Below are 24,815 nucleotides of genomic sequence, written 5' to 3'. Positions count from 1 at the left end.
GGTTCAGCGCGCCGCTGAACCAGAGTTGTGCATCCGGCTTGTATACCAGTGGGCATGGTTCCTGCTGGTATGCAGGCCATGGCGATTTCCTCGACCGATATCAGCGACCGCATCATCGAAGCGGTGATGGCGCAGAAGCTCGCCCCCGGCTCCCGCCTGGGCGAGCAGCAGCTGGCCCTGCTGTTCGACTGCAGCCGCACCATCGTGCGCGAGGCGCTCACGCGGCTGTCGGTGCGCGGCATCGTCACCGTGAGCGCGCGGCGCGGCTGGTACGTGATCGAGCCCTCGCAGGACGACGCCCGCGAGGCCTTCGAGGCCCGCCGCGTCATCGAACTGGGGCTGATCCGCGGCATGAAGCCGCTGGACAAGCCGGCCCTCAAATCCCTCAAGGCCCACCTGGCCCGCGAGAAGGCGGCCGTGCGCGGCAGCGACGTGGGTGCGCGCAGCTTTCTGCTGGGCGACTTCCACGTGTGCCTGGCCGAATGCCTGGGCAACCACCTGCTGGCCGACACCTTGCGCGACTTCACCGCGCGCACCACGCTCATCGCCATGCTGTACCAGTCCTCGCACGACGCCGCGCAGTCGTGCGAGGACCACGTGCGCATCGTCGCCGCGCTGGAGGCGGGCGACATCGCCGGCGCCGAGGCGCTGATGTCCGAACACATCGGGTCCGTGCAGAGCCATCTGCGCCTGCCCGCGCATGCCGATCCGCTGGCGCAGCTGCGCGGCGCGCTCGCGCCCGTGGACAAGGCGGGCAGCGGCGGCGCTGCCGCCCCTGCCGCGCGGGCGCGGGCGCAGGCACGGGCATTGCATTCCACCTCCGCAAAACGGCGCGGACCGGCTGCGGCTGCTGCCGCCACGTCCTCGCCTTCTTCCTCTTCTTCTTCCCCGTCCCCGACGTCGGGCCACGACGCCGATCCCCCCTCGACCTACCTAGGAGCGCTTCTATGACCCCCGCCGCCATCTTCTCCCGCCGCCGCCTCACGCTGGCCCTGGCCGCTGCCGCATTGCTGGGGGGCACGGCCGCCGTCCACGCGCAGAACGCGCTGGACAAGGTCACGCAGACCAAGACGATCAAGATCGCCGTGCCCACCGACTACCCGCCCTACGGCTTCGTGGGCCTGGACCTCAAGCCCCAGGGCCTGGACATCGCCATGGCCGAGCTGATCGCCAAGCAGCTGGGCGTGAAGCTGGAGATGGTGCCCGTCACCAGCGCCAACCGCATTCCCTACGTGCAGACCAAGCAGGTGGACCTGGTGATCTCCACGCTGGGCAAGAACCCCGAGCGCCTGAAGGTGATCGACTTCACGCACGCCTACGCGCCGTTCTTCCAGGGCGTGTATGCCTCCAAGAGCCTGCAGATCAAGTCCTTCGACGACCTGGCCAACAAGACCGTGGCGGTGGCCAAGGGCGCCATGGAAGAGCAGGAGCTGGCCAAGGTCGGCCCCGCTTCCATGCAGTTCAAGCGCTATGAAGACCAGGCCGCGTCCACCGCCGCCTTCGTGGCCGGGCAGACGCAGGTGATCGCCACCAGCGTGTCCAACGCCGGCCTGATGATGCAGAAGAACCCCCAGCTCAACGCCGAATACAAGCTGCTCATCAAGGACAGCCCCAACTTCATCGGCGTGGCCAAGGGCGAGGACGCGCTGCGCATGAAGGTCAACGAGATCATCCTGGCCGCCAAGAAGGACGGCACGCTGGATGCCATGGCCAAGAAGTGGCTCGGCCGCACCGCGGGTGATCTGCCGTTGACGGAATAAAGGGCACCCCCCTGAGGCGCTGCGCGCCTTCACCCCCTCTCTCACGCTGCGCGTGGGAGGGGGGACGACGCCAGCGGCCGGGCGAAGCCCGTTCCGCGGCGTCCGCTGGCTTGGCCTGCTCCGCGGCCTTCTGACGGGGGGCGCGTGACGGTTTCAAAGGGTTGTGTGCTGCGCGCAGTGCAGCGCACGGGATGAATTGATATGCAAATCCAACTCGATTTTGCGGCGGTGCTGGTGCAGTGGCCGTTCCTGCTGCGCGGGGTGCTGTGGACGCTGGGCCTGACGGCCGTGTCCATGGCCATCGGCATGCTGGTGGGCATTGCCTGCGCGTGGGCGCGGGCCAGCGGGCCGCTCGCGCTGCGCGTGGTGGTGGGCACGTATGTGGAGCTGATCCGCAACACGCCCTTCATCGTGCAGCTGTTCTTCATCTTCTTCGGCCTGCCGTCGATGGGCGTGAAGCTGAGCCCGGAGCTGGCCTCGGTCATCGCCATGGTGCTCAACCTGGGCGCCTACGCCAGCGAGATCATCCGCGCCGGCATCGAGGCCACGCCGCGCGGGCAGATCGAGGCGGCGCAGAGCCTGGCGCTCAACCGCGTGCAGGTCTTCACGCGCGTGGTGCTGCCGCCCTCGCTCAAGCGCGTGTGGCCGGCCATGGTCAGCCAGATCATCATCGTGATGCTGGGCTCGGCCGTCTGCGGGCAAATCTCCACCGAGGAGCTGAGCTACTCGGCCAACGTGATCCAGGCGCAGAACTTCCGCACCTTCGAGGCCTACATCGTCGCCACAGCCATCTACCTGGTGCTGTCCATCGCGCTGCGGCGCGCGCTCAACTGGGCCGGTCCCCGGTTCATCTTCGGACGGTAAGCACCATGGTCGACTTCACCTTCTGGGACATCTTCCGCAACCTGCTGCTGGCCGCGCGCTGGACGGTGGTGCTCTCGCTCATCGCCTTCATCGGCGGCGGCCTCGTGGGCGCGCTGCTGCTGGTGGCCCGCCTCACGCGCATCGGCTGGGTGGACCGCCTGGTCGGCGCCTATGTGCAGGTCTTTCAGGGCACGCCGCTGCTGATGCAGCTGTTCCTGGCGTACTTCGGCATCGGGCTGTTCGGCATCAACGTGTCGGCGTGGTTCTCGGTCACGCTGGCGCTCACGCTCTACACCAGCGCCTTCCTCACCGAGATCTGGCGCGGCTGCGTGGTCGCCATTCCCAAGGGCCAGTGGGAGGCCGCGCAGAGCCTGGCGCTCTCGTTCGGCGAGCTGCTGCGCCACGTGGTCATTCCGCAGGCCACGCGCATGGCGATTGCGCCCACGGTGGGCTTCATGGTGCAGGTGATCAAGGGCACGGCGCTGGCCTCGGTGGTCGGCTTCGTCGAGCTCACGCGCGCCGGCAACATGATCTCCAACGTCACCTACCAGCCGTTCACGGTGTTCGCCTGCGTGGCGCTGATGTACTTCGCGCTGTGCTACCCCATCAGTCTCTACGCCAAGTTCCTGGAAAGGAAGATCCATGCAAGCCGTCGCTGAACCCTCCGTGACCGCCTCCGCCGCTCCGGGTGCGCCCATCGTCCACATCACCGCGCTGCGCAAGTCCTACGGCAGCAATGAGGTGCTCAAGGGCATCGACCTGAAGGTGGCCCGCGGCGAGGTGATCGCCATCATCGGCAAGAGCGGCTCGGGCAAGAGCACGCTGCTGCGCTGCATCAACGGGCTGGAGGAGTTCCAGGACGGCGCGCTCACGGTGGACGGCAAGCCGCTGCTGCACGACAGCCCCATGGCCATGCGTGCGCTGCGCCAGCGCGTGGGCATGATTTTCCAGAGCTTCAACCTGTTCCCGCACCTCAGCGTGGGCCGCAACATCATGCTGGCGCCCACGCTGGTCAAGAAGACCGACAAGGTCGACGCGGCCGAGCAGGCGCGCCGGCTGCTGCTGCGTGTGGGCCTGGCCGAGAAGTTCGACGCCATGCCCGAGCAGCTCTCGGGCGGCCAGCAGCAGCGCGTGGCCATTGCCCGCGCCCTGGCCATGGAGCCGGCCGTGCTGCTGTGCGACGAGATCACCAGCGCCCTCGACCCCGAGCTGGTGGGCGAGGTGCTGCGCGTGGTGGAGAGCCTGGCCGCCGAAGGCATGACGCTGCTGATGGTCACGCACGAGATGGCGTTTGCCCGCAAGGTGAGCGACCGCGTGATCTTCATGCACCAGGGCCGGGTGCACGAGATGGGCCCGCCGGCCGAGGTGTTCGGCAACCCGCAGACGCCGGAACTGCAGCAGTTCCTGTCATCGCTGCACGACTGATCGGCCGCGGGTCTTGCTCCCGTATCTATAGCTGCTTGCGCTGTTACGGATTGAAGTTCAAGGAATTTTTAGCCTAAATATCAATACTGGCAAGCGCAGCGCGCTACGGTTTGGAGAGCGGTTTGCGCAGGGCCGCGCTGGCGGCTCCCGGGCGCGGGGCGCGGTTCACGACGAAGCGCCGGCCTGGAACTCCTCGGGCGACAGGCTGCCGTTGCGGTCCTTGTCCAGCTCCTTGAAGCGGTTGCCGATGGCGGGGAAGGCGCTGGCCTCGGCGGGGCTCAGCTGGCCGTCCTGGTTCTTGTCGGCGCGCCGGAAGGCCGCGTGGACGTCCGCCTGCGCGGTGTGCGTGCTGCCGGCACCCGCGTCGCCGTGGCTGCCGTTGCCAGCGCTGCGGGACACGCCGCTGGCGTTGGCGCTGGTGCTTCCGCCCGACGCCCGCAGCCCCGTGCCGGACGACGCGCCGCCGCTGCCGGGCGCCTGCAGCCGCAGGGACGGCAAGGACGTCGATGAGGAAGACGACGACGAAGACGAAGACCCCTGCGCCGACGAGGAAGACGTCTGCGCCTGAAGGGCCGCCCCCCCCATGGACAGGGCTGCAAACAGCAGCACGCTGCGCGCATCGAAGGTGAGGGTGCGGGGACGCCGCGGCGTACCGTCATGGGGCATGGAAGGGCTCCGGGAAGCATTGAACACGGGCGCATTGCACCGCAGGGCGGCCGCCCGCGCGAGCACTTTTGCCAGCTGTTGCCCGGCTACACATTTGCCCATGGATGTAACGCGCACCCCGTTCGCCGGCTGGCAGCGGCGTGTCCCCAGGGGCCCCGCCGGCTCTCCCGCACAATGCCTTCGGCTGCCACACCAACGAAAGCAAGGAAAGGGACCGCACACATGGCCAACCGACTGTCACAGATCGCCACCCGCACGGGCGACGACGGCACCACGGGCCTGGGGGACAACAGCCGCGTCTCCAAGGACAGCGGCCGCCCGCACGCCATGGGCGACGTGGACGAGCTCAACTCCCACATCGGCCTGCTGCTGTGCGAGCCGCTGCCGCAGGGCGTGCGCGAGCTGCTGGTGGACGTGCAGCACCAGCTCTTCAACCTGGGCGGCGAGCTGTCCATCCCCGGCTTCGCGCTGCTCAAGGACGACGCGCTGCTGCAGCTCGACGAGGCCCTGGCGCTGTACAACGCCACGCTGCCGCGCCTGCAGGAGTTCATCCTGCCTGCCGGCACGCGCGCGGCGGCGCAGGCCCACGTGTGCCGCACGGTGGCGCGCCGGGCCGAGCGCGCTGTGGTGGCGCTCGGCGCCGCCGAACCCCTGCGCGATGCGCCCCGGCGCTACCTCAACCGCTTGTCCGACCTGCTCTTCGTGCTGGCCCGCGTGCTCAACCGCGTGGACGGCGGCGACGACGTGTACTGGAAGAGCGAGCGCCTGGCGCGGCAGGGCGGCGAGCCCACATGACGCGGCGCGCGGGCCTGAGCGCGGGGCTGGTATGCGCCGGGCTGTTGCTCGCCCTGTCCGGTGCCCCAGCCCAGGCGCAGACGCCGCTCCGGCCGGCTGCGCAAACGCTGGACTGGGAACGCAGCGACGAGGTGCTGACGTACCGCACCTGCGGCTGCGCCGACGCCTGCTGGGTGGCCGAGGTGACCGACCGCCGCACGCACGTCCTGAAGGCCCGCCTGCGCTGCGACTGCGAGACCCTGCTGGCCTACCGGCCGCTGGCCGAGCCGGCGCGCACGGTGGAGGGCCGGTGCGAGGCGGTCAACGCCAGCGGCGACAAGTTCGGCGCCCTGCGCGCGCGGCTGCAGGGGCTGCTCGGGCGCTGAGCCCGGCCCACGGGGGGCGCGGTGGCGGCGATATCCTCCGCCCGGCGCGCCCCGGGCCGCCCGCATAAACTACCGCCCATGGAACTGAAGATCGTCATTTACTCGAAGTCCGCCTGCCCGCAGTGCGATTCCGCCAAGATGCTGCTGAAGACGCGCTCCATCGCCTTCGAGGAGATCAAGATCGACGACGAGGCCGAGCGCCTCGCGTTCTTCCAGAAGTGCGGCCCGTCCGTGCGCCAGATGCCCCAGGTCTTCATCAACGACCAGCGCGTGGGCGGGCTGGCCGGCCTGCAGGCCGCGCTGTCGCAGCTGGGACTGTGACCGCCGCTGCCACGGCCTCCCCGCGTCGCCCGCGCATTTATCTCGCGGGCCCCGACGTCTTCCGCCCCGACGCGCCAGCGCGCTTCGCCCGGCTGAAGGCCCAGTGCGCAGCCCTGGGCCTGGAGGGCGTGGCTCCCACCGACACGCAGGTGGACACGCACCCCGGCCGCGGCTCGGACGACGACACGCTCGCCCAGCGCATCTACGACGGCAACATCGCGCTGCTGCGCCAGGCGGACGGCGTGGCCGCCAATCTGGAGGCCTTCCGCGGGCTGGAGCCGGATTCGGGCACCGTCTTCGAAGTGGGCTATGCCATTGCGCTGGGCAAGCCGGTGGTGGCCTACCACGTGCCCGCGCAGAGCTACGCGGAGCGGGTCAGCGCCGCCATGCCCTGCATGCGCGGCGCCGACGGCGTGGTGCGCGAAAGCGCCACCGGCATGGAGGTGGAGGGCCGTGGCCAGCGCCTCAACCTCATGATCACGCGCTCGTGCGGGCTGGAGGCCACGGCGGAAGACGCCCTGCGCCAGCTGGCTCGTTTGCTATTGAATCAATAGCTATTTGCGCTTGATGCGCCTGCGCTGCAGGCCGTTTTGATCTGAATCTCCGGGCCGTGCGTGCGCGGGGCTGGTCGCCGGCCAGGGCGGCTTTCCATGGCTTGCTTTGGAATAAGCAGAGAGCTTTTTATTCTTTGGTTGTCGGGGCGCCAGATTCGATACTGCCGGCTCTCCCGGCGGGAGCGCGGGTGATCCCCGGCGCACATCCGCCCACCCCCAGACCTATAGCCCAAGAGAGACCGCGCCATGTCCCTGCGTTTCCTGTCCGCCCAGCGTTCCACCGAGTCTTCTGCCGCCGCCTCCGGCGCCCTGGGCCGCCGCGCCCTCACGGTGGCGGCCCTGGCCGTTGCCGCCTCGCTGTCGGTGCCCGCCGCTGCGCAGGATCCGGCCAAGAAGCAGATCGTGATCGGCGCCACGGCCGGCTCCAACTACGACCAGCTGCAGTCGGGCATCGTGCCGCAGCTGCAGAAGAAGGGCTACACCGTGAAGCTGGTGGAGTTCAACGACTACGTGCAGCCCAACCTGGCCCTGGCCGACGGCTCGCTGGACGCCAACTTCTTCCAGCACGAGGTCTACTTCAACCAGTTCAAGAACAACCGCAAGCTGGACCTGACGGCGCTGACGCAGGGCCCCATCGCGCCCATGGGCATCTACTCCAAGAAGCGCAAGACCCTGGCCGACCTGAAGGACGGCGACCGCGTGAGCCTGCCCAACGACGCCACCAACCTGGCGCGCGCGCTGGTGCTGCTGCAGCAGGCCGGGCTGGTGACGGTGAAGGAGGGCGTGGACCCCATGCGCATCTCCGAGCTGGACCTGGCGAGCAACCCGCGCAAGATCAAGCTGCTGCCGCTGGATGCCGCGCACCTTCCGCGTTCGCTGGACGACGCCGAATTCGCCATCATCAACGGCAACTTCGCCATCTCGTCGGGCCTGAAGCTCACCGAGGCCGTGGTGCTGGAGAAGACGCCCGACCACTACCTGAACATCGTCGCCGTGAAGACGCGCGACAAGGACACGCAGTGGGCCAAGGACCTGGCCGCCGCCTACCGCACGCCCGAGTACAAGGCCGTGCTGGACGCCAAGTTCGCCGGCTACGCCAAGCCCGCCTTCCTGCGCTGAGCGCACGGCTGCGGCGGTGCCGGGCTGCGCGGGGCGCGGCCGGGCATGCCGTGCGCCGCTGTGGCTTCGCTCTTGGGCGGATAAGCCCCGGCCTGCTGCGCGGGCCTTGCGCCGTCAGGCCATGCCGAGCATGCGCGCCAGGCTGTTGCCGGGCGCCTCGTGCTGCATGCACACGCTGCGCTCCAGCTCCAGCAGGTGCTCTTCCATCACCGCCACGGCGCCCTCGGCGTCGCCCTGCTCGATAAGGTCCACCACGCGCGCATGCTCCTCGTGCTCGCACGAGGCCTTGCCCGGCGGCTCGTACAGCGCCACGATGAGCGAGCAGCGCGACACCAGCTCCATAAGGTAGCGCTGCAGGATGGGGTTGCGCGCCAGTTCCGCCAGCCGCAGGTGGAACGAGCTGGCCAGGCGGGCCCAGGCAGGCTGGGTGAAGGTGTGCATGGCCGCATGCTCCTGCTGCAGCTGGCTGCGCAGGCTGGCCAGGTCCTCCGGCGTGGCGTGGCGGGTGGCCAGCCGCACGATGGCGGCCTCCAGCGCGCGGCGCGCCTCGAAGATCTTGCGGGTCTCTTCCGGGCTGGGCGCGGCCACCACGGCGCCGCGGTTGGGCCGCAGCTCCACGATGTGGTCGTGGGCCAGCGTCTGCAGCACCTTGCGCACGGTGGCGCGGCGCACGCCGAACAGGGTGCATAGCGAGGCCTCGGGCAGCTTGGTGCCGGGGGTGAGGCGCTGCGTCATCACGCTCTCGAACACCGTGTTGTAGATGCGCGTCTCCACATCGTCGCCCGTGCGCAGGCCCGGCAGTGCCCCGGCCTGGTCGGCGGGCAGAGCGGCCACGGGCAAGGCGGCGCTCTTCTGGGGTGCTGCCGCCGCCTTCTTGCGGGCGGGAGCGCGGGGCCGGGGGGCTGGGCGAGGTGGGGTGGAGGTGGCCATGGAGCGTGCGGCAGGCATTGTCGACCATGCCGCGGGGGTCAGTGTTCGGCGGCGATTGTCGCGCTTTCCTTGGGAGGGTGCGGCCGTTCAGGCCGGCACGGCCTGCAGCCGTTCCCACACCTGCACGGCCAGATGCACCAGCGCTTGGTCGCTGCCGGCCGGGCCGATCAGCGAGACGCCTGCAGGCAGGCCTTCGGCTGTGCGCAGCGGCAGGCTCACCTGGGGCAGGCCCGCCAGGCCGGCGATGCAGCAGATGCGCAGGGTGCGCATGCGGGTGGCGTCGATCTCGGGCCCGCTCGCATCGCGCAGCGGCGCCACGGTGGCGGCGGAAGGCAGCAGCAGCACGGTGTCGTCGCCCACCAGGGCCCGCACGCGTTCGCGCACCGCCTGGCCGGCGGCGCGGGCCGCGCTGGCGCTCTCGGGGCTGACCTGGCTGGCGGCCTGCCAGCGGCCGGCGATGGCGTCCTCGAACGCGGGCTGATGGGCGCTGATCCACGCGCCATGGGTTTCCCATCCTTCGTGGGCGCCCCAGGCGACGTAGTGCTGGCGCCATTGCTCCAGCGTGGCCCCGACGCCTGCGGCCAAAGCCGGCTCCACCGCCGTGCCCAGCTGCGCCTGCAGCGCGGCGGCGGCCCGGTCCAGCAGCGGAGCGAAGGTGGCATCGGCCTCGGCCTGCGCGTCTTCGAGCCGCAGCGCGCGGCGCGGGGTGAAGGCCTGGGCGGGCAGCAGCGTGTCGGCCACGCGCGCGAAGGTGCGGGCCTCGTGCGCGAACCAGGTGGCGGTGTCGAAACTCGGGTGCAGCGGCACCAGCCCCTCGCGCGGCAGCAGGCCGTGCGTGGTGCGCAGGCCCCATACGCCGCAGTAGCTGGCCGGCACGCGGGTGGAGCCGCCCGTGTCGGTTCCCAGGGCGAAGTCCACCAGCCGCGCAGCCACGGCGGCCACCGATCCGCTGGACGAACCGCCCGGAATGCGGTCGGGCGCCGCCGCGTTGAGCGGCATGCCGTAGTGCAGGTTGTGGCCGTGGATGCTGTAGGCCAGCTCGTCCGAGATCACTTTGCCGTGCAGCGCCGCACCGGCGGCCAGCAGCTGCGCCACCAGCGGGCTGTGCTGCTCGGCCGGCGCATGCGTGGCCAGCCAGGTGGGGTTGCCGGCGCCGGTGGTGTGGCCCGCGATGTCGAAGACGTCCTTGGCGGCGAAGCGCAGGCCGGCCAGCGGACCGGACGGCGCGCCCTGCATGGTGAAGTGCCCGTGGGGCACCCAGGCATGGGCGGTGTCCTCGATGGAAAACGGGGCGGTCGATGGGCGGGTGGTCATGGGCGGAAGATGCAAAGGGAATCGGTGAAAGGGGCCGGTCAGGCCGCGAGCCGCTGCGTGGCCGCGGCGTGGGGGAACAGCGCTTCCATGTGGCGGCAGACCGCCCCAGGCGTGGTGAACCACACCTGGCCCGCATCGCGTGCGCGGCACAGGTGCTCCAGCGCGTGGCGCAGGTGGCGCAGGCGGTAGGGCTGGCCCACCAGGTAGGGGTGCAGGGCGATGCCCATCACCAGGGGTTGGCGTGCGCTCTGCTGCCGCATCTCGTCGAAGTTGTCGGTGACCATGCGGGCGAAGTCGCGGCCGTCGAGGTTGCGCGCAATGATCATGGGGATGTCGTTCAGCTCCTGCGGGTAGGGCACGGACCACAGCGGCTGGCCGGTGCGCGTCTGCATCGGCAGGGGCTGGTCGTCGTGCGCCCAGTTCAGCGTGTAGGCGTAGCCGGTCTCGGCCAGCAGGTCGGGTGTGGTGCGGCTCTCCGAGATCCAGGGCGACAGCCAGCCGCGCGGGGCCGTGCCGCTCTCTTGCGCGATGCGGTCGCGGCAGCCGGCCAGCAGCGCGCGTTCCGCGTCCTCGGCCAGCGTGCCCTGGCGCTCGGCATTGGTGTGGCCGTGGCCGATGAGCTCGTCACCGCGCGCGGCGAAGGCCGCCACCAGGTCGGGGCAGTGGTCGTACAGGGCCGTGTTCAGCAGGCAACCCGTGGGCAGGCCCAGCTGGTCGAACAGCTCCAGGCAGCGCCAGGCGCCCACGCGGTTGCCGTATTCGCGCCAGCTGTAGTTGAGCACGTCCGGCTCGGGCGAGGCCGGGCCGATGCGTGCGCCCAGGCCTTCGCCGAACGCGAAGTGCTCCAGGTTGAAGCCCAGGTACACCGCCAGGCGGGCGCCGTTCGGCCAGGTGTAGTCCGGCCGCTGGCCGATGGGCGCATAGCCGAAGCGCTCGTGCGAGGGCAGGGGGCCCAGGCCGTAGGTGCTGCTCATGCCCCCTCCGCCGCGGCCGGCTGCATGGGCGACGGCCACGGCGCGGCCAGGCCGGCGCGCACCAGCATCCATTCGGCGCTGTCGTTCCACACGTCCATCTGCACGATGCGGCCGTGCCGCACCACGTAGCGGTCGATGTAGCGGTTGCCTTCGAACGGCGTGCCGTCGGGCCAGGCGCCGTACAGCGTGCCGGTGTTGTAGACCACGGCTTCTTCGTCCGTCGCGCCCTGGGCCACATCGGTGCGCTCGAAGCGCTTCTTCACCCAGGCGTAGCGCTGCGCGTTGAAGGCCGCGCAATCGGCGGGGCGCTGCAGGGCGCGGCCCCCCGTGAAGCGGATGGCGAGCTGCTCCGACACGAGGCGGCTGGCTTCTTCGGGCGCGGGAATCATGATGAGCCGCAGGAACTCCTCCACTACGGCGCCCGGGTCCTGCGTCGGTGCGGGGATGCCCTCAAGGGGGGCGTGCTGCATGGTTGTCCTCCAGTTGTCGCACCGGTTCGGTGCCTTGTGGCCTGAAAGGCCGTTCCAAAATGGTGTGAGCAAAGCGTGTGCCAGATTGTCGACAATCCAAATTCTTGTATGTCGCCAATACAGATGTCGTTTGGTTGACGCTGGCATGGTGTTTGCAGGGAGTGGGCATGCGGTGCGGTGAACGCCCCGCGGATTGCCGCAGACCCTTCCCAGCCTGGAGTACCACCATGAGTTCCCACACGACCCGTCGCCGCTTCACCCTGGCCGCCCTGGCGGCCGCCTCGTTCCTGGGTAGTGCCCAGGCCGCCGAGCCCATCAAGATCGGGCTGGTGACGGCGCTGTCGGGCCAGTCGGCGCTGGCGGGCGAAGCCATCACCCGCGGCATGACCGTCGCCATCGACGAGATCAACGCCAAGGGCGGCCTGCTGGGCGGGCGCAAGCTGGAGCTGGTGCGCCGCGACGACGAGGCCAACCCCGCCAAGGGCGTGACGGCCGCGCGTGAACTCATCTACCGCGAGAAGGTGGCCGTGCTGTTCGGCGGGCTCGACACGCCCGTGTCGATCGCCATCGTGCAGCTGGCCAACCAGGAGAAGGTGCCGTTCATGGGCCCCTGGGCGGCGGGCACGCCGATCACCAAGAACGGCGCCAAGCCCAACTTCGCCTTCCGTGTTTCGGCCGTGGACGAGATCGTGGACCGCGGCATGCTGGCCTATGCGCAGAAGACCTTCGGCGCCAAGAACCCCGGCATGATTTTGGTGAACAACCCCTGGGGCGAATCGAACGAAAAGGGCCTGACGGCCGCGCTGACGGCCAAGGGCATGAAGGCCGCGGCCATCGAGAAGTTCAACGACAGCGATGTGGACGTGGTGCCGCAGCTCACGCGCCTGAAGGCCGCCGGCGCCGACGCGCTCTTCATGGTGGGCAACGTGGGCCCCTCGGCCCAGGTGGTGAAGTCGCTGGACCGCATGGGCTGGCAGGTGCCCATCGTCTCGCACTGGGGCCCGGCCGGTGGCCGTTTCACCGAACTGGGCGGTCCCAACGCCAAGAACGTGCACTTCGTGCAGACCTACAGCTTCTTCGGCAAGCAGTCGCCCGTGGGCGACAAGGTGGTGGCGGCGCTCAAGGCCAAGTACCCCGACATCAAGGGCCCGGACAACATCACGCCGGCCGTGGGCGTGGCCAACGGCTATGACGCGCTGCACCTGGCCGCGCAGGCCATCGCCAAGGCGGGCAGCACCGACGGCGACGCCGTGCGCCAGGGCTTCTACAAGATCGACAAGTACGAAGGCCTGATCAAGACCTACGACAAGCCGTTCAGCGAAGCCAACCACGATGCGCTGAGCGAGAACGACTACGTGTGGGCGCAGTTCATCGGCAACCGCATCCTGCCCGTGGGGCTGGACAAGCCGTAAGCGCGGCCCCTCAAGCGCTTCTGGCAGTAGCGCCTGGCCAGAGCCGCTGCGCTGCGCTTTCTTGACCGCGGCAAGCCGCTTTCCAACGCGGCTTGCCGCCATTCCTTCACAGCATTCGATCGATCACCACGATGCTATTTCTCTCCGCCCTTATCAGCGGCATCGGCCTGGGCAGCATGTACGGGCTGATGGCGCTGGGCTTTCACGTCACCTATGTCGTCTCCGGCACGGTGAATTTCGCGCAAGGCAGCTCCATGATGCTCGGCGCCGTGCTCACCTACGGCTTCGCCGTGGCGCTGGGCTGGCCCATGCCGGTGGCCATCGCGCTGGCGCTGCTGCTGTGCGCGCTCTACGGCCTGGTGGTGGAGTTCGTGGCCGTGCGCCCGTTCGCCAGCCGCGGCTCCGACGCCTGGCTCATGGCCACGGTGGCGCTGGGCATCGTGGTCGACAACATCGCCATGTTCACCTTCGGCAAGGAGCCGCGCAGCCTGCCCTCGCCGCTGGCTCAGACGCCGCTCACGCTGGGGGATCTGGGACTGGGCGTGTACCCGCTGCAGTTGCTGATCCCGCTGGTCGGGCTGGCGCTGGCCGGTGTGCTGCACCTGGTGGCGCGGCGCACGCGCTGGGGCACGGCCATGCTGGCCGTGGTGCAGAACCGCGATGCCGCGCGCCTCATGGGCATTCCCATCGGGCGCGTGGTGGCCGCGGCGTTCGCCGTGTCGGCGCTGTTCGCCGGCGTGGCGGGCGTGCTGATCGCGCCGCTGTTCAACGTGCAGTCCGACATGGGCACGCTGTTCGGGCTCAAGGCCTTTGCGGTGGCGATTCTGGGCGGCGTCTCCAGCGCCTGGGGTGTGATGCTGGCCGGCCTGCTGTTCGGCGTGGTCGAGGCGCTGATCACCGCCACGCTGGGCTCGGGCTACACGCAGATCCTCACTTTCTCGCTCGTGATCGTGGCGCTGGCCGTGCGCCCGAACGGGCTCTTCGGCCGCGCCCAGGTGCGCAAGGTATGACCATGGTGGAACGACACAACGCACAACCCGGCGCCCGCGTGCCCGGCCTGGGAACCGTCCTGTGGCCCTGGGCCCTGGGTCTGGCTACCGTGCTGGCCGGCGTGGCGCTGGCCGCCACGGTCAACGGCTACTACGTCTTCGTGCTGGCCAACGTGGCCCTGCTGGCCATCGTGGGCATCGGCCTGAACGTGCTGCTGGGCCTGTCGGGGCAGGTGTCCTTCGGGCACGTGGGCTTCTATGCCATCGGCGCCTATGCGGTGGGCATCCTCACCACCCGGGCCGGCTGGAGCTTCTGGGCCGCATGGCCCGTGGCGGCGCTGGCTGCCGGCGCCATGGGCGCGCTGCTGGCGCTGCCCGCGCTGCGCGTGCGCGGCCCGTATCTCGCCATGGTCACCATCGCCTTCGGCTTCATCGTGGAGCACAGCGCCGTCGAGATGCGCGACCTGACGGGCGGGCAGAACGGCGTCATGGGCATCGCCGCGCCCAGCCTGGGCTGGGACGCACTGCGCGGCGAACGCGCCGTGGCGGCGCTGGCCATCGTGGCGGCGGCGCTGGCGCTGATCGGCTTCATCAAGCTGTCGCGCGGCAGCTGGGGGGCGGCGCTGCGCGCCGTGCGCGATGCCGAGACCGCGTCCGAATCCATCGGGCTGAACCCGCTCACCGTGAAGACCGTGGCCTTTACCGTGTCGGCGCTGCTGGCCGGTGTGGCCGGCGGGCTGTATGCGCCGCTGTCGGGCTTCGTCACGCCGCACAGCTTCTCGTTCCTGCAGTCCATCCTGTTCGTGCTGGTGGTGATGATCGGCGGCTCGGGCAGCATCGCCGGGCCGCTGGTGGGCGCCCTCATCGTGGGGCTGCTGCCGGAGATGCTGGCGCGCCTGGAGGAATACCGTCTGCTGTTCTTCGGCGCGCTGCTGCTGGCCGTGCTGTGGGCTGCGCCCCAGGGGCTGGTGGGCCTGGCCGTGCGGCTGTGGCCGCGCCGGGCGGGTGCTGCGGCATCGCCTGTGGCGGCCCCGGGGGCGACGGATGCCGCACCGGCTTTGGGCCAGCGCCCGCGCCGCACGCTGCGGGCGCAGGAACTGTCCATGGTCTTCGGCGGCGTGAAGGCCGTCTCGCAGCTCTCGTTCAGCGTGCCGCCCGGTGCGGTGACCAGCCTCATCGGTCCCAATGGCGCGGGCAAGAGCACGGTGCTCAACATGCTCAGCGGCTTCTACACGCCCACCCAGGGCGCCTGCCTGCTGGGCGATGCGCCCGTGCAGGGCGTGGGCGCCTGGCGCATCGCGCGGGCCGGCGTGGCCCGCAGCTACCAGACCTCGCAGCTGTTCGGCAGCCTGAGCGTGGTCGACAACGTGGCGTTGGCCCTGCCGCGCGGGCGGCTTGGCTTCGTGCTCGGGGCCGGGCGCATCCGCTCGCCGCAGGCCTGTGCGCAGGCACTGGCGCTGCTGGCCTGGTGTGGCTACACGGGTGAGCCGCAAGCGCGCGCATCGGACCTGGCCCATGTGGACCGCCGCCTGGTGGAGATCGCACGCGCCCTGGCCACCGACCCCGAGGTGCTGCTGCTCGACGAGCCCGCGGCCGGGCTGTCGCATGAAGACAAGGAGCGCCTGTCCGCCCTGCTGCGCCGCATCGCGGACCAGGGCGTGGGCGTGCTGCTGGTGGAGCACGACATGGCGCTGGTGATGGGCCTGTCGGACCATGTGGTGGTGATCGAATCCGGCCGCCACCTGGCCGAAGGCACGCCCGCCGAGGTGCAGGCCCACCCCGCCGTGCGCCAGGCCTACCTGGGCGATGGCGCGGGCGGTGCCGTGGCCGTGCATGCAGTCCCGGCCCGCACGCTGGCGCCCGGCGCGGCCGAGGTGCTGGGCGTGGGCCAGCTCACCACCGGCTACGGCGCCGAGCCCGTGCTGCACGGCGTGGACCTGATGGTGCGCGAGGGCGAACTGGTGGCCCTGCTGGGCGCCAACGGCGCAGGCAAGAGCACGCTGATGCGCTCGCTGGCCGGGCTGCACCGGCCGCTTGAGGGCGGCATCCACCTCGGTGGCGTGGAACTGGGCGGGCTGCGGGCCGAACAGGTGGTGGCGCGCGGCCTGGTGCTGGTGCCGGAAGGCCGGCAGGTGTTCCCCGAGCTCTCCGTGCTCGACAACATCCGCCTGGGCGCGTTCCTCGTGCCCGAGGGGCGCGAGGCGCGTGTCGAGGAAATGCTGCAGCGCTTTCCGCGCCTGCGCGAGCGCCTGCACCAGCGCGCCGGCCTGCTGTCGGGCGGCGAGCAGCAGATGCTGGCCATCGCGCGCGCCCTCATGGCGAAACCGCGGGTGCTGCTGCTCGACGAGCCCTCGCTGGGCCTGGCGCCCAAGGTCATCGAGGAGCTGTTCGCCGCGCTCGATACGCTGCGCAGCGAGGCCATGACGCTGGTGCTGGTGGACCAGATGGCCGCGCTGGCGCTGTCGCTGGCCGACCGCGCCTATGTGCTGGAAGGCGGCCGCGTCGTGGCGCAGGGCACGGCGGCAGAGATCGCGGCCAACGATGCGCTCACGCGCGCCTACCTGGGCGGCGGGCATTGAACGTGGGTGACTCCCCCTCCCCGCGCCACGCCCCACAATCGCCGGAACACGAAGAGAACGGAGACGACTGCATGCCTGAAGCGATCCTGGTCAACCTGCCCGAGGTGCTGGCCGAAGTGAGGGCCGCCTTCGCGCGCTACGAGCACGCGCTGGTGCACAACGAGGTCGAGGCGCTCGACGCGCTGTTCTTCCACAGCCCGCACACCGTGCGCTATGGCGCCACCGAGAACCTCTACGGCATCGACGCCATCCGTGCGTTCCGCCATGCCCGCCCGTCCGCCGGGCTGGCGCGCACGCTGCGCAACACCTGCATCACCACCTACGGGCGCGACCTGGCCACGGCCAGCACCGAGTTCACGCGCGACGGCAGCGCGCGCATCGGCCGCCAGCAGCAGACCTGGCTGCGCACGCCGGACCAGGGCTGGTGCGTGGTGGCGGCGCATGTCTCGCTCATGGATGCACCGAAGGAGGTGGCCCATGCTGCATAGCCTGCACTGCCGGGGCGGCATGGTCACGGCGCCCCACCACCTGGCGGCCCAGGCCGGTGCGGCCGTGCTGCGCGATGGCGGCAACGCGGTGGAGGCCATGGTGGCCGCGGCGGCCACGATCGCCGTGGTCTACCCGCACATGAACGGCATCGGCGGCGACGGCTTCTGGCTGATCCACGAGCCCGGCATGGCCGCGCCCGTGGCGGTGCGCGCCTGCGGCAGCGCGGCCCAGGCGGCCGATGCGGCCTTCTACCGCGCGCACGGCGATGCGGCCATTCCCACGCGCGGCCCGCGTGCGGCGCTCACCGTGGCCGGCGCCGTCGGCGGTTGGGCCGAGGCGCTGGCCGTGGCGCGCCCCTGGGGCAAGCCGCTGCCGCTGCCGCACCTGCTGGCCGATGCGATCCGCCATGCGCGCGAGGGCGTGCCCGTCACCGGATCGCAGGTGGGGCTCACGCAGGCCAAGTGGGGCGAGCTGGCCGGCGTGCCCGGCTTCGCTGAAGCCTTTGCCGCCCAAGGCGTGCCGCGCGTGGGTGACACGCTGCGCCAGCCGCGCATCGCCGCCACGCTGGACCGGCTGGCCCATGCGGGGCTGGACGACTTCTACCGCGGCGACCTGGCGCAGAGCATGGCGCGCGACCTGCAGGCCGTGGGCAGCCCGCTGGCGCTGGCCGATCTCCAGGGCTGGCGTGCGCAGCCGGTGGCGCCGCTGTCGGTGCGCCTGTCGGCCGGCCGGGTGTTCAACCAGCCGCCGCCCACGCAGGGCGTGTCGTCGCTGGCCATCCTGGGACTGTTCGACCGGCTGGGCGTTTCGCAGGCCGAAGGCTTCGCGCATGTGCATGGCGTGGTGGAGGCCACCAAGCGCGCCTTCGCCTGGCGCAACCGTTATGTGGGCGACCCGGCCACCATGCAGGCCGACCCGGCCGCGTTTCTGCAGCCCGGCGCGCTGGATGCCGAGGCCGCACACATCGATGCGCAGCGCGCCGCACCCTGGCCCGTGCCCACGGCGCCCGGCGATACGGTGTGGCTCGGCGCGGCCGACGCGCACGGCCGTGTGGTGAGCTATATCCAGAGCGTGTACTGGGAGTTCGGCAGCGGCGTGGTGCTGCCCGAATCGGGCGTGCAGTGGCAGAACCGCGGCGCCTCGTTCACGCTCGATGCCGGGCCCAACCAGCTGGTGCCGGGCCGCCTGCCGTTTCACACGCTGAACCCCGCGCTCGCGCTGCTGGACGACGGCCGCGTGCTGGCCTACGGCACCATGGGCGGCGAGGGCCAGCCGCAGACGCAGGCGGCGTTCTTCACGCGCCATGTGCTGTTCGGGCAGGACATGCAGGCCGCCATCACGGCGCCGCGCTGGCTGCTGGGGCGCACCTGGGGCGACCAGTCCACCAACCTCAAGCTGGAGTCGCGCTTCGATCCGGCCCTGGTCGAGGCGCTGCGCAGCGCCGGGCACGACGTGCAGGTCGTGGGCGCCTTCGAGGACATGATGGGCCACGCCGGCGCGGTGGCCGTGCACCCGGACGGGCGCATCGAAGGCGCCACCGACCCGCGCGCCGACGGCATCTGTGCCGGCGTTTAGCTATCCAAACAATAGCTGCATGCGCTCATCGAACAAGGAGTTCAAGGCCAAATGGTTTTGAATCTCTTGATGGGCAAGCGCAGGCAGCTATCGATTTTGATGCCTGCTGCTGCGCTCAGCGTGGCGCCAGCATGGCCATGGTGATGCGCGACACGCAGGTCAGCTCGCCGGCCTCGTTGGCCATGTCGATCTGCCAGACCTGCGTGGTGCGGCCGATGTGCACGGGCCGCGCGGTGCCGGTGACCCAGCCGTCCTTGACGGCACGCAAGTGGTTGGCGTTGATGTCCAGGCCCACGGCCGTCCAGCCCTCGGGCGCGGCGTAGAACGCGCCCATCGACCCCAGCGATTCCGCCAGCACCACGCTCACGCCGCCGTGCAGCAGGCCGAAGGGCTGGCGGGTGCGGTCGTCCACCGGCACGCGGCCGCGCAGAAAGTCGTCGCCGATCTCGGTGATCTCGATGCCCAGGTGCGTGACGGCGTTCGCGGCGCCGGTGTTCAGTTGCGCGAGGGTGATGGGCTTCTTCCAGATGGACATGGCGGTGCGGCTCCTTGGCTCTTGGGCAATGGCCCATTATCTGGCGCGCCCCCCGCGCCGCCAGACACGCACGCGACGGGCGCGCCAGGCCGGTGCCCGCCGCATCCGGGAGCGCGCCTTGGCCGTGCCGGAAGGCGGCGCGGTCAGGCCGCGGGCCGCATCGTGCCCGTTGCCAGGCAGCGCTGGTGCCAGCCCAGCGCCTCGCCCAGGAGGTGCGGCGTGTGCTGCGCGCCCTGCGCCCGGGCGCGGTCGAAGTAGTCCTGCAACAGGGGCCGGTAGTCGGGATGGGCGCAGCGGTCGATGATGACCTGCGCGCGCTGGCGCGGGCTCAGGCCGCGCAGATCGGCCAGGCCCTGCTCGGTGACGATGATCTGCGTGTCGTGCTCGGTGTGGTCCACATGCGAAACCATGGGCACGATGCAGCTGATGGCGCCGTTCTTGGCGACCGACGGCGTGACGAAGAACGACAGGTAGCCGTTGCGCGCGAAGTCGCCCGAGCCGCCGATGCCGTTCATCATGGCCGAGCCCATGATGTGCGTGGAATTGATGTTGCCGTAGATGTCGGCCTCGATCATCGAGTTCATGGCGATGATCCCCAGGCGCCGCACCAGCTCGGGGTGGTTCGATATCTCCTGGGGCCGCAGGAGGATGCGCTCGCGGTAGAAGTCGATGTTCTTCTCGAAGTCCTCGAACGCCGCCCGGCTCAGCGAGATGGCCGTGGCCGAGGCCTTGCTCATCTTGCCGGCGCGCAGCAGGTCCAGCATGCCGTCCTGCAGCACCTCGGTGAAGCCGAGCAGGTTCTCGAACGGGCCCGTCATCAGCCCGGCCAGCACGGCGTTGGCCACGTTGCCCACGCCGGACTGCACGGGCAGCATTTCCTTGGGCAGGCGGCCCATCTTCATCTCGTGCGCCAGGAAGTCGATGATCGATGCGGCGATGAGGTGGGAATTGGCGTCCGGCGCGGCGAACACGTTGTCGCGGTCGCCCCGGTGCGTCTCCACCACGGCCACCACCTTGGAAGGATCCACGCGCAGGTAGGGCTCGCCGATGCGGTCGTCCGCATGCGTCATGGCGATCGGCACGCGGCGCGGCGGAATGGCCGTCCCGTAGTAGATGTCGTGCATGCCCTCCATGCGCGCGGGCAGCTGGGTGTTCACCTCCAGGATCACGTGGTCCGCGATCTCCAGCCAGGTCTTGTTGTTGCCCACCGAGGTGGACGGGATCAGCAGGCCGTCGGCCGTCACGCCCAGCACCTCGACCACCGCCACCTGCATGGGGCCCAGAAAGCCGAACCAGGCGTGCTGCGCGACGTGCGACAGGTGCATGTCGATGAAGTCGATCTGCCCTTCGTTGATCTTGCGGCGCGCGATCGGGTCGGTGTTGAACGGCAGGCGCTGGCCCAGGGCGTCGGCCTCGGCCATCACGCCGTCGGCCTCGGGCGCGGTGGAGGCGCCCGTCCACACGTTGATCTTGTAGGGCTTGCCGGCGGCGTGCTCGGCCCGGGCGCGGGCGGCGATGGCCTGGGGCAGGGCCTTGGGGTAGCCCGCGCCGGTGAATCCGCTCATGCCGACGTTGGTGCCGTGGGGAATCAGCGCGGCAGCCGCGTCGGCCGACATGATGCGGGGGTGGAAGTCTGCGTAGCGCACGCGCTCTGCCAAGGTCATGGGAGCCTCTCCGGTCGAAAAAATGCCGCCCGGGGGCGGCTTGCGGTTCACGCCTGCATGGTAGCAGCGGCCTGTGCCACTGCCCGGCGCCGCACCTGCATTCCGCCGCCCTATGCGCGCGGTATGCGGCGCCCGTCACCCTGGGCGGGGCGGTACCATGCGCGCCACCATGCCGTTCACGCCCCGCTGCCCCTCCTGCCGCCAGCCCACCGAGATCCGCCGCTTCGCCGCGCACGGCGGCGGCACCCTGGAGCTGGACCTGTGCTTCGCCTGCCAGGGCCTGTGGTTCGACCCGCAGGAGAACACGCGCCTGGCGCCCGCGGCGGTGCTGGAGCTGTTCGAGCTACTGCACGAACGCCGGGGCGAGGCGCACCAGCCGCTGGCGCAGCGCCTGCACTGCCCGCGCTGCCCGAAGGCGCTGGATGCCGGCTACGACATGGCCAAGTTCGGCCGCTACATGACCTACCGCTGCGCTGCCGGGCACGGGCGCTTCAGCACCTTCGGTTCGTTCATGGTCGAGAAGGGCTTCGTGCGGCATCTCTCGTCGATGGAGATCGAGGCGTTGGCCCAGCGCGTGGGCACCATCGGTTGCACCAACTGCGGCGGCACGGTGGACATCCGCAACGACCACGCCTGCCCGTACTGCCGCTCGGCGCTGTCGCTGCTGGACCCGAAAGCCGTGGACGAGGCGCTGGAGCGGCACAGCCGCGCCGCCCGCCGCACCGAGGAGCCGGCGCGGCCCACCGACCTGGCGGACGCGCTGATCGCCATCGAGCGTGACCGCAACCGGGAGCTGCGCGAGCGGCAGAAGGAACGTTTCACCGAAACGCAGACCCGCTTCGATCTGCTGGAGATCGGCGTCGACCTCGTCTGGAACTGGTTGAAGAGGTGACAACCCCCTGAGCGGCTTTGCCGCCTCCCCCTTCTCTCATCGCTGCGCGATGGGAAGGGGGACGACACCAGCGCTGCGGGGCGGCCCTTGCGCGGTGTCTGCTGACGGGGGAGGGGCACCGCGAGCGCTGGCGGTGCTTTCCGATTTATGCGCTGCGACGATTCAGCAGTGCGTACAGGATGATCGCGCCGAACGTGGCGGTCCCGATGCCGCCCAGCGCGAAGTCACCGAACTTGAGCGTGAATTCGCCAGTGCCGATGATCAGCGTGATGGCGGCCACGATCAGGTTCTTGTTGTCCGAGAAGTCCACGCGGTTGTCCACCCAGATCTTGGCGCCGGCCACGGCGATCAGGCCGAACACGACGATGGACACGCCGCCCATCACCGGCAGCGGGATGGCCTGGATCAGCGCGCCGAACTTCGGTGAGAAGCCCAGCACCAGCGCGATGAGGCCGGCCACCAGGAACACGGCGGTCGAATAGATCTTGGTCGCGGCCATCACGCCGATGTTCTCGGCGTAGGTGGTCACGCCCGTGCCGCCGGCGCTGCCGCTCACCATGGTGGCGATGCCGTCGCCGATGAACGCGCGGCCCATGTAGCGGTCCAGGTTCTGGCCCGTCATGGCCGTCACGGCCTTGATGTGGCCCAGGTTCTCGGCCACCAGGATGATGGCCACGGGGGCGATCAGCAGCATGGCGGGGCCGCTGAACACGGGCGCGGTGAAGGTCGGCAGGCCGAACCAGGCGGCGGCGGCCACGCCGGACAGGTCCAGCGGCTTGCCTAGCCCCAAGCCGTTGGTCAGCACGGCGTAGACGACGCTCGCCAGGATCAGGCCCACCAGGATCAAGAGGCGCTGCAGCATGCCGCGGGTGAGCACGGCCACCAGGCCCACGCAGACGAAGGTCACGGCCTGCATCCAGCTGTCGAAGTTGCTGGCGGCCATGTTCTTGATGGGCACGCCAGCCAGGTTCAGGCCGATCACGGCCACCACGGCGCCCGTCACCACGGGCGGCATGAAGCGCTCGATCCAGCCCGTGCCGACGGCCTGCACGATCACGCCGATCAGCGTGTACAGCGCACCGCAGGCGATGATGCCGCCCAGCGCCACGGCCATGTTGGCGTTGGGGCCCTTGCCGGCATAGGCCGAGGCGGCGATCACCACGCCGATGAAGGCGAAGCTGGAGCCCAGGTAGCTGGGCACGCGGCCGCCCGTCACGATGAAGAAGATCAGCGTGCCCAGGCCGCTCATCAGGATGGCGATGTTGGGATCGAAGCCCATGAGGATGGGCGCCAGCACGGTGGCGCCGAACATCGCGATGACGTGCTGCACGCCCATGGCGGCGGTCTGGCCCCAGGGCAGGCGCTCGTCGGGCGCGACGACGGTGCCTTGGGTGGCACGCGTCTCGCGCCAGCGGGGGAAGTAGGTGGACACAGGAACTCCTCTTGGACTTTTTTTGGAACGTGCGCGAGTGTAGGGGCTGCCCGGGCCGATGGCGCACGCGCTTCGTCGGAAACGGATGACCCGGCGAGGCCCTGGTTTTCCGCTACGGTGGCTGCTGAGCCGGCCCCGCTCCCGTGTGGCTGCCGCTGCACCGGGCACGGCGGCCGGCCCTGGCCTTTTCCCCGTCCTCTTGTCTTCTCCAACCTCGACCTCACCGCCATGCGCCGCACGCTCTGGATCGTTCTGGGAACCGTGGCCGCGCTCATCGCGGTGGCGGCCCTTGCCATCGCCTGGTGGCTGCCTTCCGACGAGGAGCTGGCGCAGCGCGCCGGCGCCGCCGCCAGCGAGGCCGTCGGCGTGACCGTGGTGGTGGGGCGGCTGCAGTGGTCGCTGTGGCCGCAGCCGCGCGTGGTGCTGGAGGACGTGCGCACCGAGCAGGAGGCGCCGCTCACCGCCAAGCGCATCGAGGCCGAAGCCCGCTGGGGCCAGCTGCTGGGCCAGCGCCGCCTGGCGCTCACCCGCCTGGAACTGCAGGACGCCACCGTGCCGCAGGTATCGCTGTCGGGCTTCGACGTGCAGCAGCAGGGCGACGAGAGCCGGAGCACGGCCGATCTGCCCCTGGGCCTGCAGATCGCCGACATCCCCGTGGAGCATGCGGCCTGGCGCGACGTGCGCTGGGTCACGCGGCGCGGCCGCGCGCTGGCCTATTCCGGCGCGGTGGACTTCGACCCGCTGTGGCGCCCGCGCACCGGCCTGCTGGAACGCGCCGGCGCCGAGCCGATGCCCGCCGCCCTGAAGATCGAACGCCACGCGCAGGAAGACCGCTGGCGCGCCTGGGTGACCGCCGGCGGGCGCACCGAAGAGGGCGAGCTGCGCCTGCAGCAGACCGCCGATCGCTACCGCATCACCGGGCAGGTCGATTTCACCGGCGTGGATGTGGTGGGCATGCTGGCGGCCTTCGAGCGCAAATCCCTGGTGGCCGGCAAGGCGCGCGGCCGCACCGACCTGGTGGCCGAGGGCGCCGACCCCGCCAAGGCGCTGCGCGCGCTGCGCACCGACACGCGCTTCACCGTGGCGCGCGCCCGCTTGCTCACCTTCGACCTGGAGCGCGCCGTGAAGACCGCCGGCCGTGAGCACCAGGGCACCACGCAGCTCGACAGCCTGACCGGCACCGCGCACACCCAAGGCCACCCGCGGGGCACGATCGTGCGCTACGGCGATCTGAAGGCCACCTCGGGTGTGCTCACCGCGACCGGCGAGGCCACGGTGCAGGACCAGCGGGTGTCGGGCAACGTGGCCGTGGACCTGGTGGACGGCGTGGTGGGCGTGCCGCTGGAGTTCAGCGGGCCGGTGTCGGACGTGAGCCTCAGCCTGCCGCCGGCCGCGGCAGCCGGTGCGGCGGTGGGGACGGTGGTGGCGCCGGGCGTGGGGACGGTGCTGGGGGCACGGATCGGGGAGACGTTGCGGCGGGTGTTTGGCGGGGGGGATACGCCGGAAGCGCCTGCGGCGGGGGGGAAGAATGCGCCTTCCGGGCAGAAGGAGAAGTCCCGGAGGCAGGGGGTGCCGGAGCCGTTGCATCCGGCGCCTTGATGGGGGTGTTTTGGGGCTCTGGCGCTTATGGGGTAAGCGCTGGTAGCTATTGATTTGGTAGTTGTCTTCAGGGGCCTTTTGGGGTGTGGCTG

At 70.5% G+C, this 24,815-nt stretch carries 25 protein-coding genes; 17 read left to right on the top strand and 8 right to left on the bottom strand.

From position 1 onward, the window contains the following. The first annotated feature begins 78 nt into the window (after positions 1–78). The 5 genes from QE399_RS06145 (at position 79) to QE399_RS06125 (ending at position 4,049) form a co-directional block, all read left to right on the top strand. On the top strand, positions 79–951 hold the full coding sequence (locus QE399_RS06145; protein WP_309827103.1) for a GntR family transcriptional regulator: 873 nt from the start codon (positions 79–81) through the stop codon (positions 949–951). After that, positions 948–1,760 (top strand): transporter substrate-binding domain-containing protein, encoded by an 813-nt coding sequence (locus QE399_RS06140; RefSeq protein ID WP_309827101.1) that lies wholly within the window; start codon positions 948–950, stop codon positions 1,758–1,760. Before QE399_RS06145 ends, QE399_RS06140 begins: the two co-directional genes overlap by 4 nt. Before the next feature lie 201 nt (positions 1,761–1,961). Next, complete coding sequence (locus QE399_RS06135) at positions 1,962–2,624, top strand: amino acid ABC transporter permease (RefSeq protein ID WP_309827099.1); 663 nt, start codon at positions 1,962–1,964, stop codon at positions 2,622–2,624. Positions 2,625–2,629: 5 nt separating this feature from the next. After that, a complete protein-coding gene (locus tag QE399_RS06130) occupies positions 2,630–3,283 on the top strand; it encodes an amino acid ABC transporter permease (RefSeq protein WP_309827096.1) in 654 nt (217 codons plus the stop codon). Continuing rightward, positions 3,267–4,049: an amino acid ABC transporter ATP-binding protein gene (locus QE399_RS06125; RefSeq protein ID WP_309827094.1), complete on the top strand. Its 783-nt coding sequence runs from the start codon at positions 3,267–3,269 to the stop codon at positions 4,047–4,049. Before QE399_RS06130 ends, QE399_RS06125 begins: the two co-directional genes overlap by 17 nt. 165 nt (positions 4,050–4,214) lie before the next feature. On the opposite strand, the gene QE399_RS06120 is transcribed toward QE399_RS06125, so the two are convergent. Beyond that, positions 4,215–4,715: an EF-hand domain-containing protein gene (locus QE399_RS06120; protein WP_309827092.1), complete on the bottom strand. Its 501-nt coding sequence runs from the start codon at positions 4,713–4,715 to the stop codon at positions 4,215–4,217. 222 nt (positions 4,716–4,937) lie between these two features. On the opposite strand from QE399_RS06120, the gene QE399_RS06115 reads away from it, so the two are divergent. The 5 genes from QE399_RS06115 (at position 4,938) to QE399_RS06095 (ending at position 7,869) form a co-directional block, all read left to right on the top strand. Further along, the gene (locus QE399_RS06115) at positions 4,938–5,510 is read left to right on the top strand and encodes a cob(I)yrinic acid a,c-diamide adenosyltransferase (RefSeq protein WP_309827091.1); all 573 of its coding nucleotides are present in this window, start codon (positions 4,938–4,940) and stop codon (positions 5,508–5,510) included. Continuing rightward, entirely contained in the window at positions 5,507–5,875 is a 369-nt protein-coding gene (locus QE399_RS06110; protein ID WP_309827090.1) for a hypothetical protein, read from the top strand. The genes QE399_RS06115 and QE399_RS06110 overlap by 4 nt, the downstream gene beginning before the upstream one ends. Before the next feature lie 78 nt (positions 5,876–5,953). Next, complete coding sequence (locus QE399_RS06105) at positions 5,954–6,196, top strand: glutaredoxin family protein (protein ID WP_309827088.1); 243 nt, start codon at positions 5,954–5,956, stop codon at positions 6,194–6,196. After that, positions 6,193–6,750 carry a nucleoside 2-deoxyribosyltransferase gene (locus QE399_RS06100; protein ID WP_309827085.1) on the top strand — a complete coding sequence of 186 codons (558 nt, stop codon included), beginning with the start codon at positions 6,193–6,195 and terminating at the stop codon, positions 6,748–6,750. Before QE399_RS06105 ends, QE399_RS06100 begins: the two co-directional genes overlap by 4 nt. 246 nt (positions 6,751–6,996) lie before the next feature. Beyond that, positions 6,997–7,869 carry a MetQ/NlpA family ABC transporter substrate-binding protein gene (locus QE399_RS06095; protein ID WP_309827084.1) on the top strand — a complete coding sequence of 291 codons (873 nt, stop codon included), beginning with the start codon at positions 6,997–6,999 and terminating at the stop codon, positions 7,867–7,869. A 114-nt stretch (positions 7,870–7,983) separates the two neighbouring features. Here the strand turns inward: QE399_RS06095 and QE399_RS06090 are convergent, their stop codons facing one another. The 4 genes from QE399_RS06090 to QE399_RS06075 form a co-directional block, all read right to left on the bottom strand. Then, a complete protein-coding gene (locus QE399_RS06090) occupies positions 7,984–8,799 on the bottom strand; it encodes a GntR family transcriptional regulator (protein ID WP_309827082.1) in 816 nt (271 codons plus the stop codon). 87 nt (positions 8,800–8,886) lie between these two features. Beyond that, positions 8,887–10,113 carry an amidase gene (locus tag QE399_RS06085; RefSeq protein WP_309827079.1) on the bottom strand — a complete coding sequence of 409 codons (1,227 nt, stop codon included), beginning with the start codon at positions 10,111–10,113 and terminating at the stop codon, positions 8,887–8,889. A 38-nt stretch (positions 10,114–10,151) separates the two neighbouring features. Further along, positions 10,152–11,087, bottom strand: coding sequence for a polysaccharide deacetylase family protein (locus tag QE399_RS06080; protein WP_309827077.1), 936 nt, complete (start codon positions 11,085–11,087; stop codon positions 10,152–10,154). Then, complete coding sequence (locus tag QE399_RS06075; RefSeq protein ID WP_309827075.1) at positions 11,084–11,557, bottom strand: nuclear transport factor 2 family protein; 474 nt, start codon at positions 11,555–11,557, stop codon at positions 11,084–11,086. The genes QE399_RS06080 and QE399_RS06075 overlap by 4 nt, the downstream gene beginning before the upstream one ends. A 227-nt stretch (positions 11,558–11,784) precedes the next feature. On the opposite strand from QE399_RS06075, the gene QE399_RS06070 reads away from it, so the two are divergent. The 5 genes from QE399_RS06070 to QE399_RS06050 all read left to right on the top strand — a co-directional run bounded on the left by QE399_RS06070 (position 11,785) and on the right by QE399_RS06050 (position 18,601). Beyond that, entirely contained in the window at positions 11,785–12,969 is a 1,185-nt protein-coding gene (locus tag QE399_RS06070; protein WP_309827073.1) for an ABC transporter substrate-binding protein, read from the top strand. 131 nt (positions 12,970–13,100) lie between these two features. Then, positions 13,101–13,979, top strand: a complete 879-nt coding sequence (locus QE399_RS06065) for a branched-chain amino acid ABC transporter permease (RefSeq protein ID WP_309827070.1) — start codon at positions 13,101–13,103, stop codon at positions 13,977–13,979. 2 nt (positions 13,980–13,981) lie between these two features. Then, on the top strand, positions 13,982–16,537 hold the full coding sequence (locus QE399_RS06060; RefSeq protein WP_309827069.1) for a branched-chain amino acid ABC transporter ATP-binding protein/permease: 2,556 nt from the start codon (positions 13,982–13,984) through the stop codon (positions 16,535–16,537). Positions 16,538–16,608: 71 nt separating this feature from the next. Beyond that, entirely contained in the window at positions 16,609–17,025 is a 417-nt protein-coding gene (gene hpxZ, locus QE399_RS06055) for an oxalurate catabolism protein HpxZ (RefSeq protein WP_309827067.1), read from the top strand. Beyond that, positions 17,015–18,601, top strand: coding sequence for a gamma-glutamyltransferase family protein (locus QE399_RS06050; RefSeq protein WP_309827065.1), 1,587 nt, complete (start codon positions 17,015–17,017; stop codon positions 18,599–18,601). Before hpxZ ends, QE399_RS06050 begins: the two co-directional genes overlap by 11 nt. Before the next feature lie 115 nt (positions 18,602–18,716). Here QE399_RS06050 and QE399_RS06045 read toward each other — a convergent pair whose 3' ends face one another. Together QE399_RS06045 and QE399_RS06040 are read right to left on the bottom strand one after the other, a co-directional pair. Further along, the gene (locus QE399_RS06045) at positions 18,717–19,136 is read right to left on the bottom strand and encodes a hotdog fold thioesterase (protein WP_309827064.1); all 420 of its coding nucleotides are present in this window, start codon (positions 19,134–19,136) and stop codon (positions 18,717–18,719) included. A 143-nt stretch (positions 19,137–19,279) separates the two neighbouring features. Continuing rightward, complete coding sequence (locus tag QE399_RS06040; RefSeq protein ID WP_309827063.1) at positions 19,280–20,800, bottom strand: acetyl-CoA hydrolase/transferase family protein; 1,521 nt, start codon at positions 20,798–20,800, stop codon at positions 19,280–19,282. Between the two features lie 169 nt (positions 20,801–20,969). Here QE399_RS06040 and QE399_RS06035 point away from each other — a divergent pair, with 169 nt between their 5' ends. Beyond that, complete coding sequence (locus tag QE399_RS06035; protein WP_309827062.1) at positions 20,970–21,692, top strand: TFIIB-type zinc ribbon-containing protein; 723 nt, start codon at positions 20,970–20,972, stop codon at positions 21,690–21,692. 145 nt (positions 21,693–21,837) lie between these two features. Here QE399_RS06035 and QE399_RS06030 read toward each other — a convergent pair whose 3' ends face one another. Beyond that, positions 21,838–23,124, bottom strand: coding sequence for a solute carrier family 23 protein (locus QE399_RS06030; RefSeq protein WP_309827059.1), 1,287 nt, complete (start codon positions 23,122–23,124; stop codon positions 21,838–21,840). A gap of 228 nt (positions 23,125–23,352) precedes the next feature. On the opposite strand from QE399_RS06030, the gene QE399_RS06025 reads away from it, so the two are divergent. Continuing rightward, positions 23,353–24,723, top strand: coding sequence for an AsmA family protein (locus QE399_RS06025; protein WP_309827058.1), 1,371 nt, complete (start codon positions 23,353–23,355; stop codon positions 24,721–24,723). Positions 24,724–24,815 lie beyond the last annotated feature (92 nt).

It is taken from the genome of Paracidovorax wautersii (genome assembly GCF_031453675.1).
Lineage (GTDB): Bacteria > Pseudomonadota > Gammaproteobacteria > Burkholderiales > Burkholderiaceae_C > Paracidovorax.
Note: the sequence above shows the minus strand (reverse complement) of the source record. Positions and strands in the feature narration are given on the sequence as shown.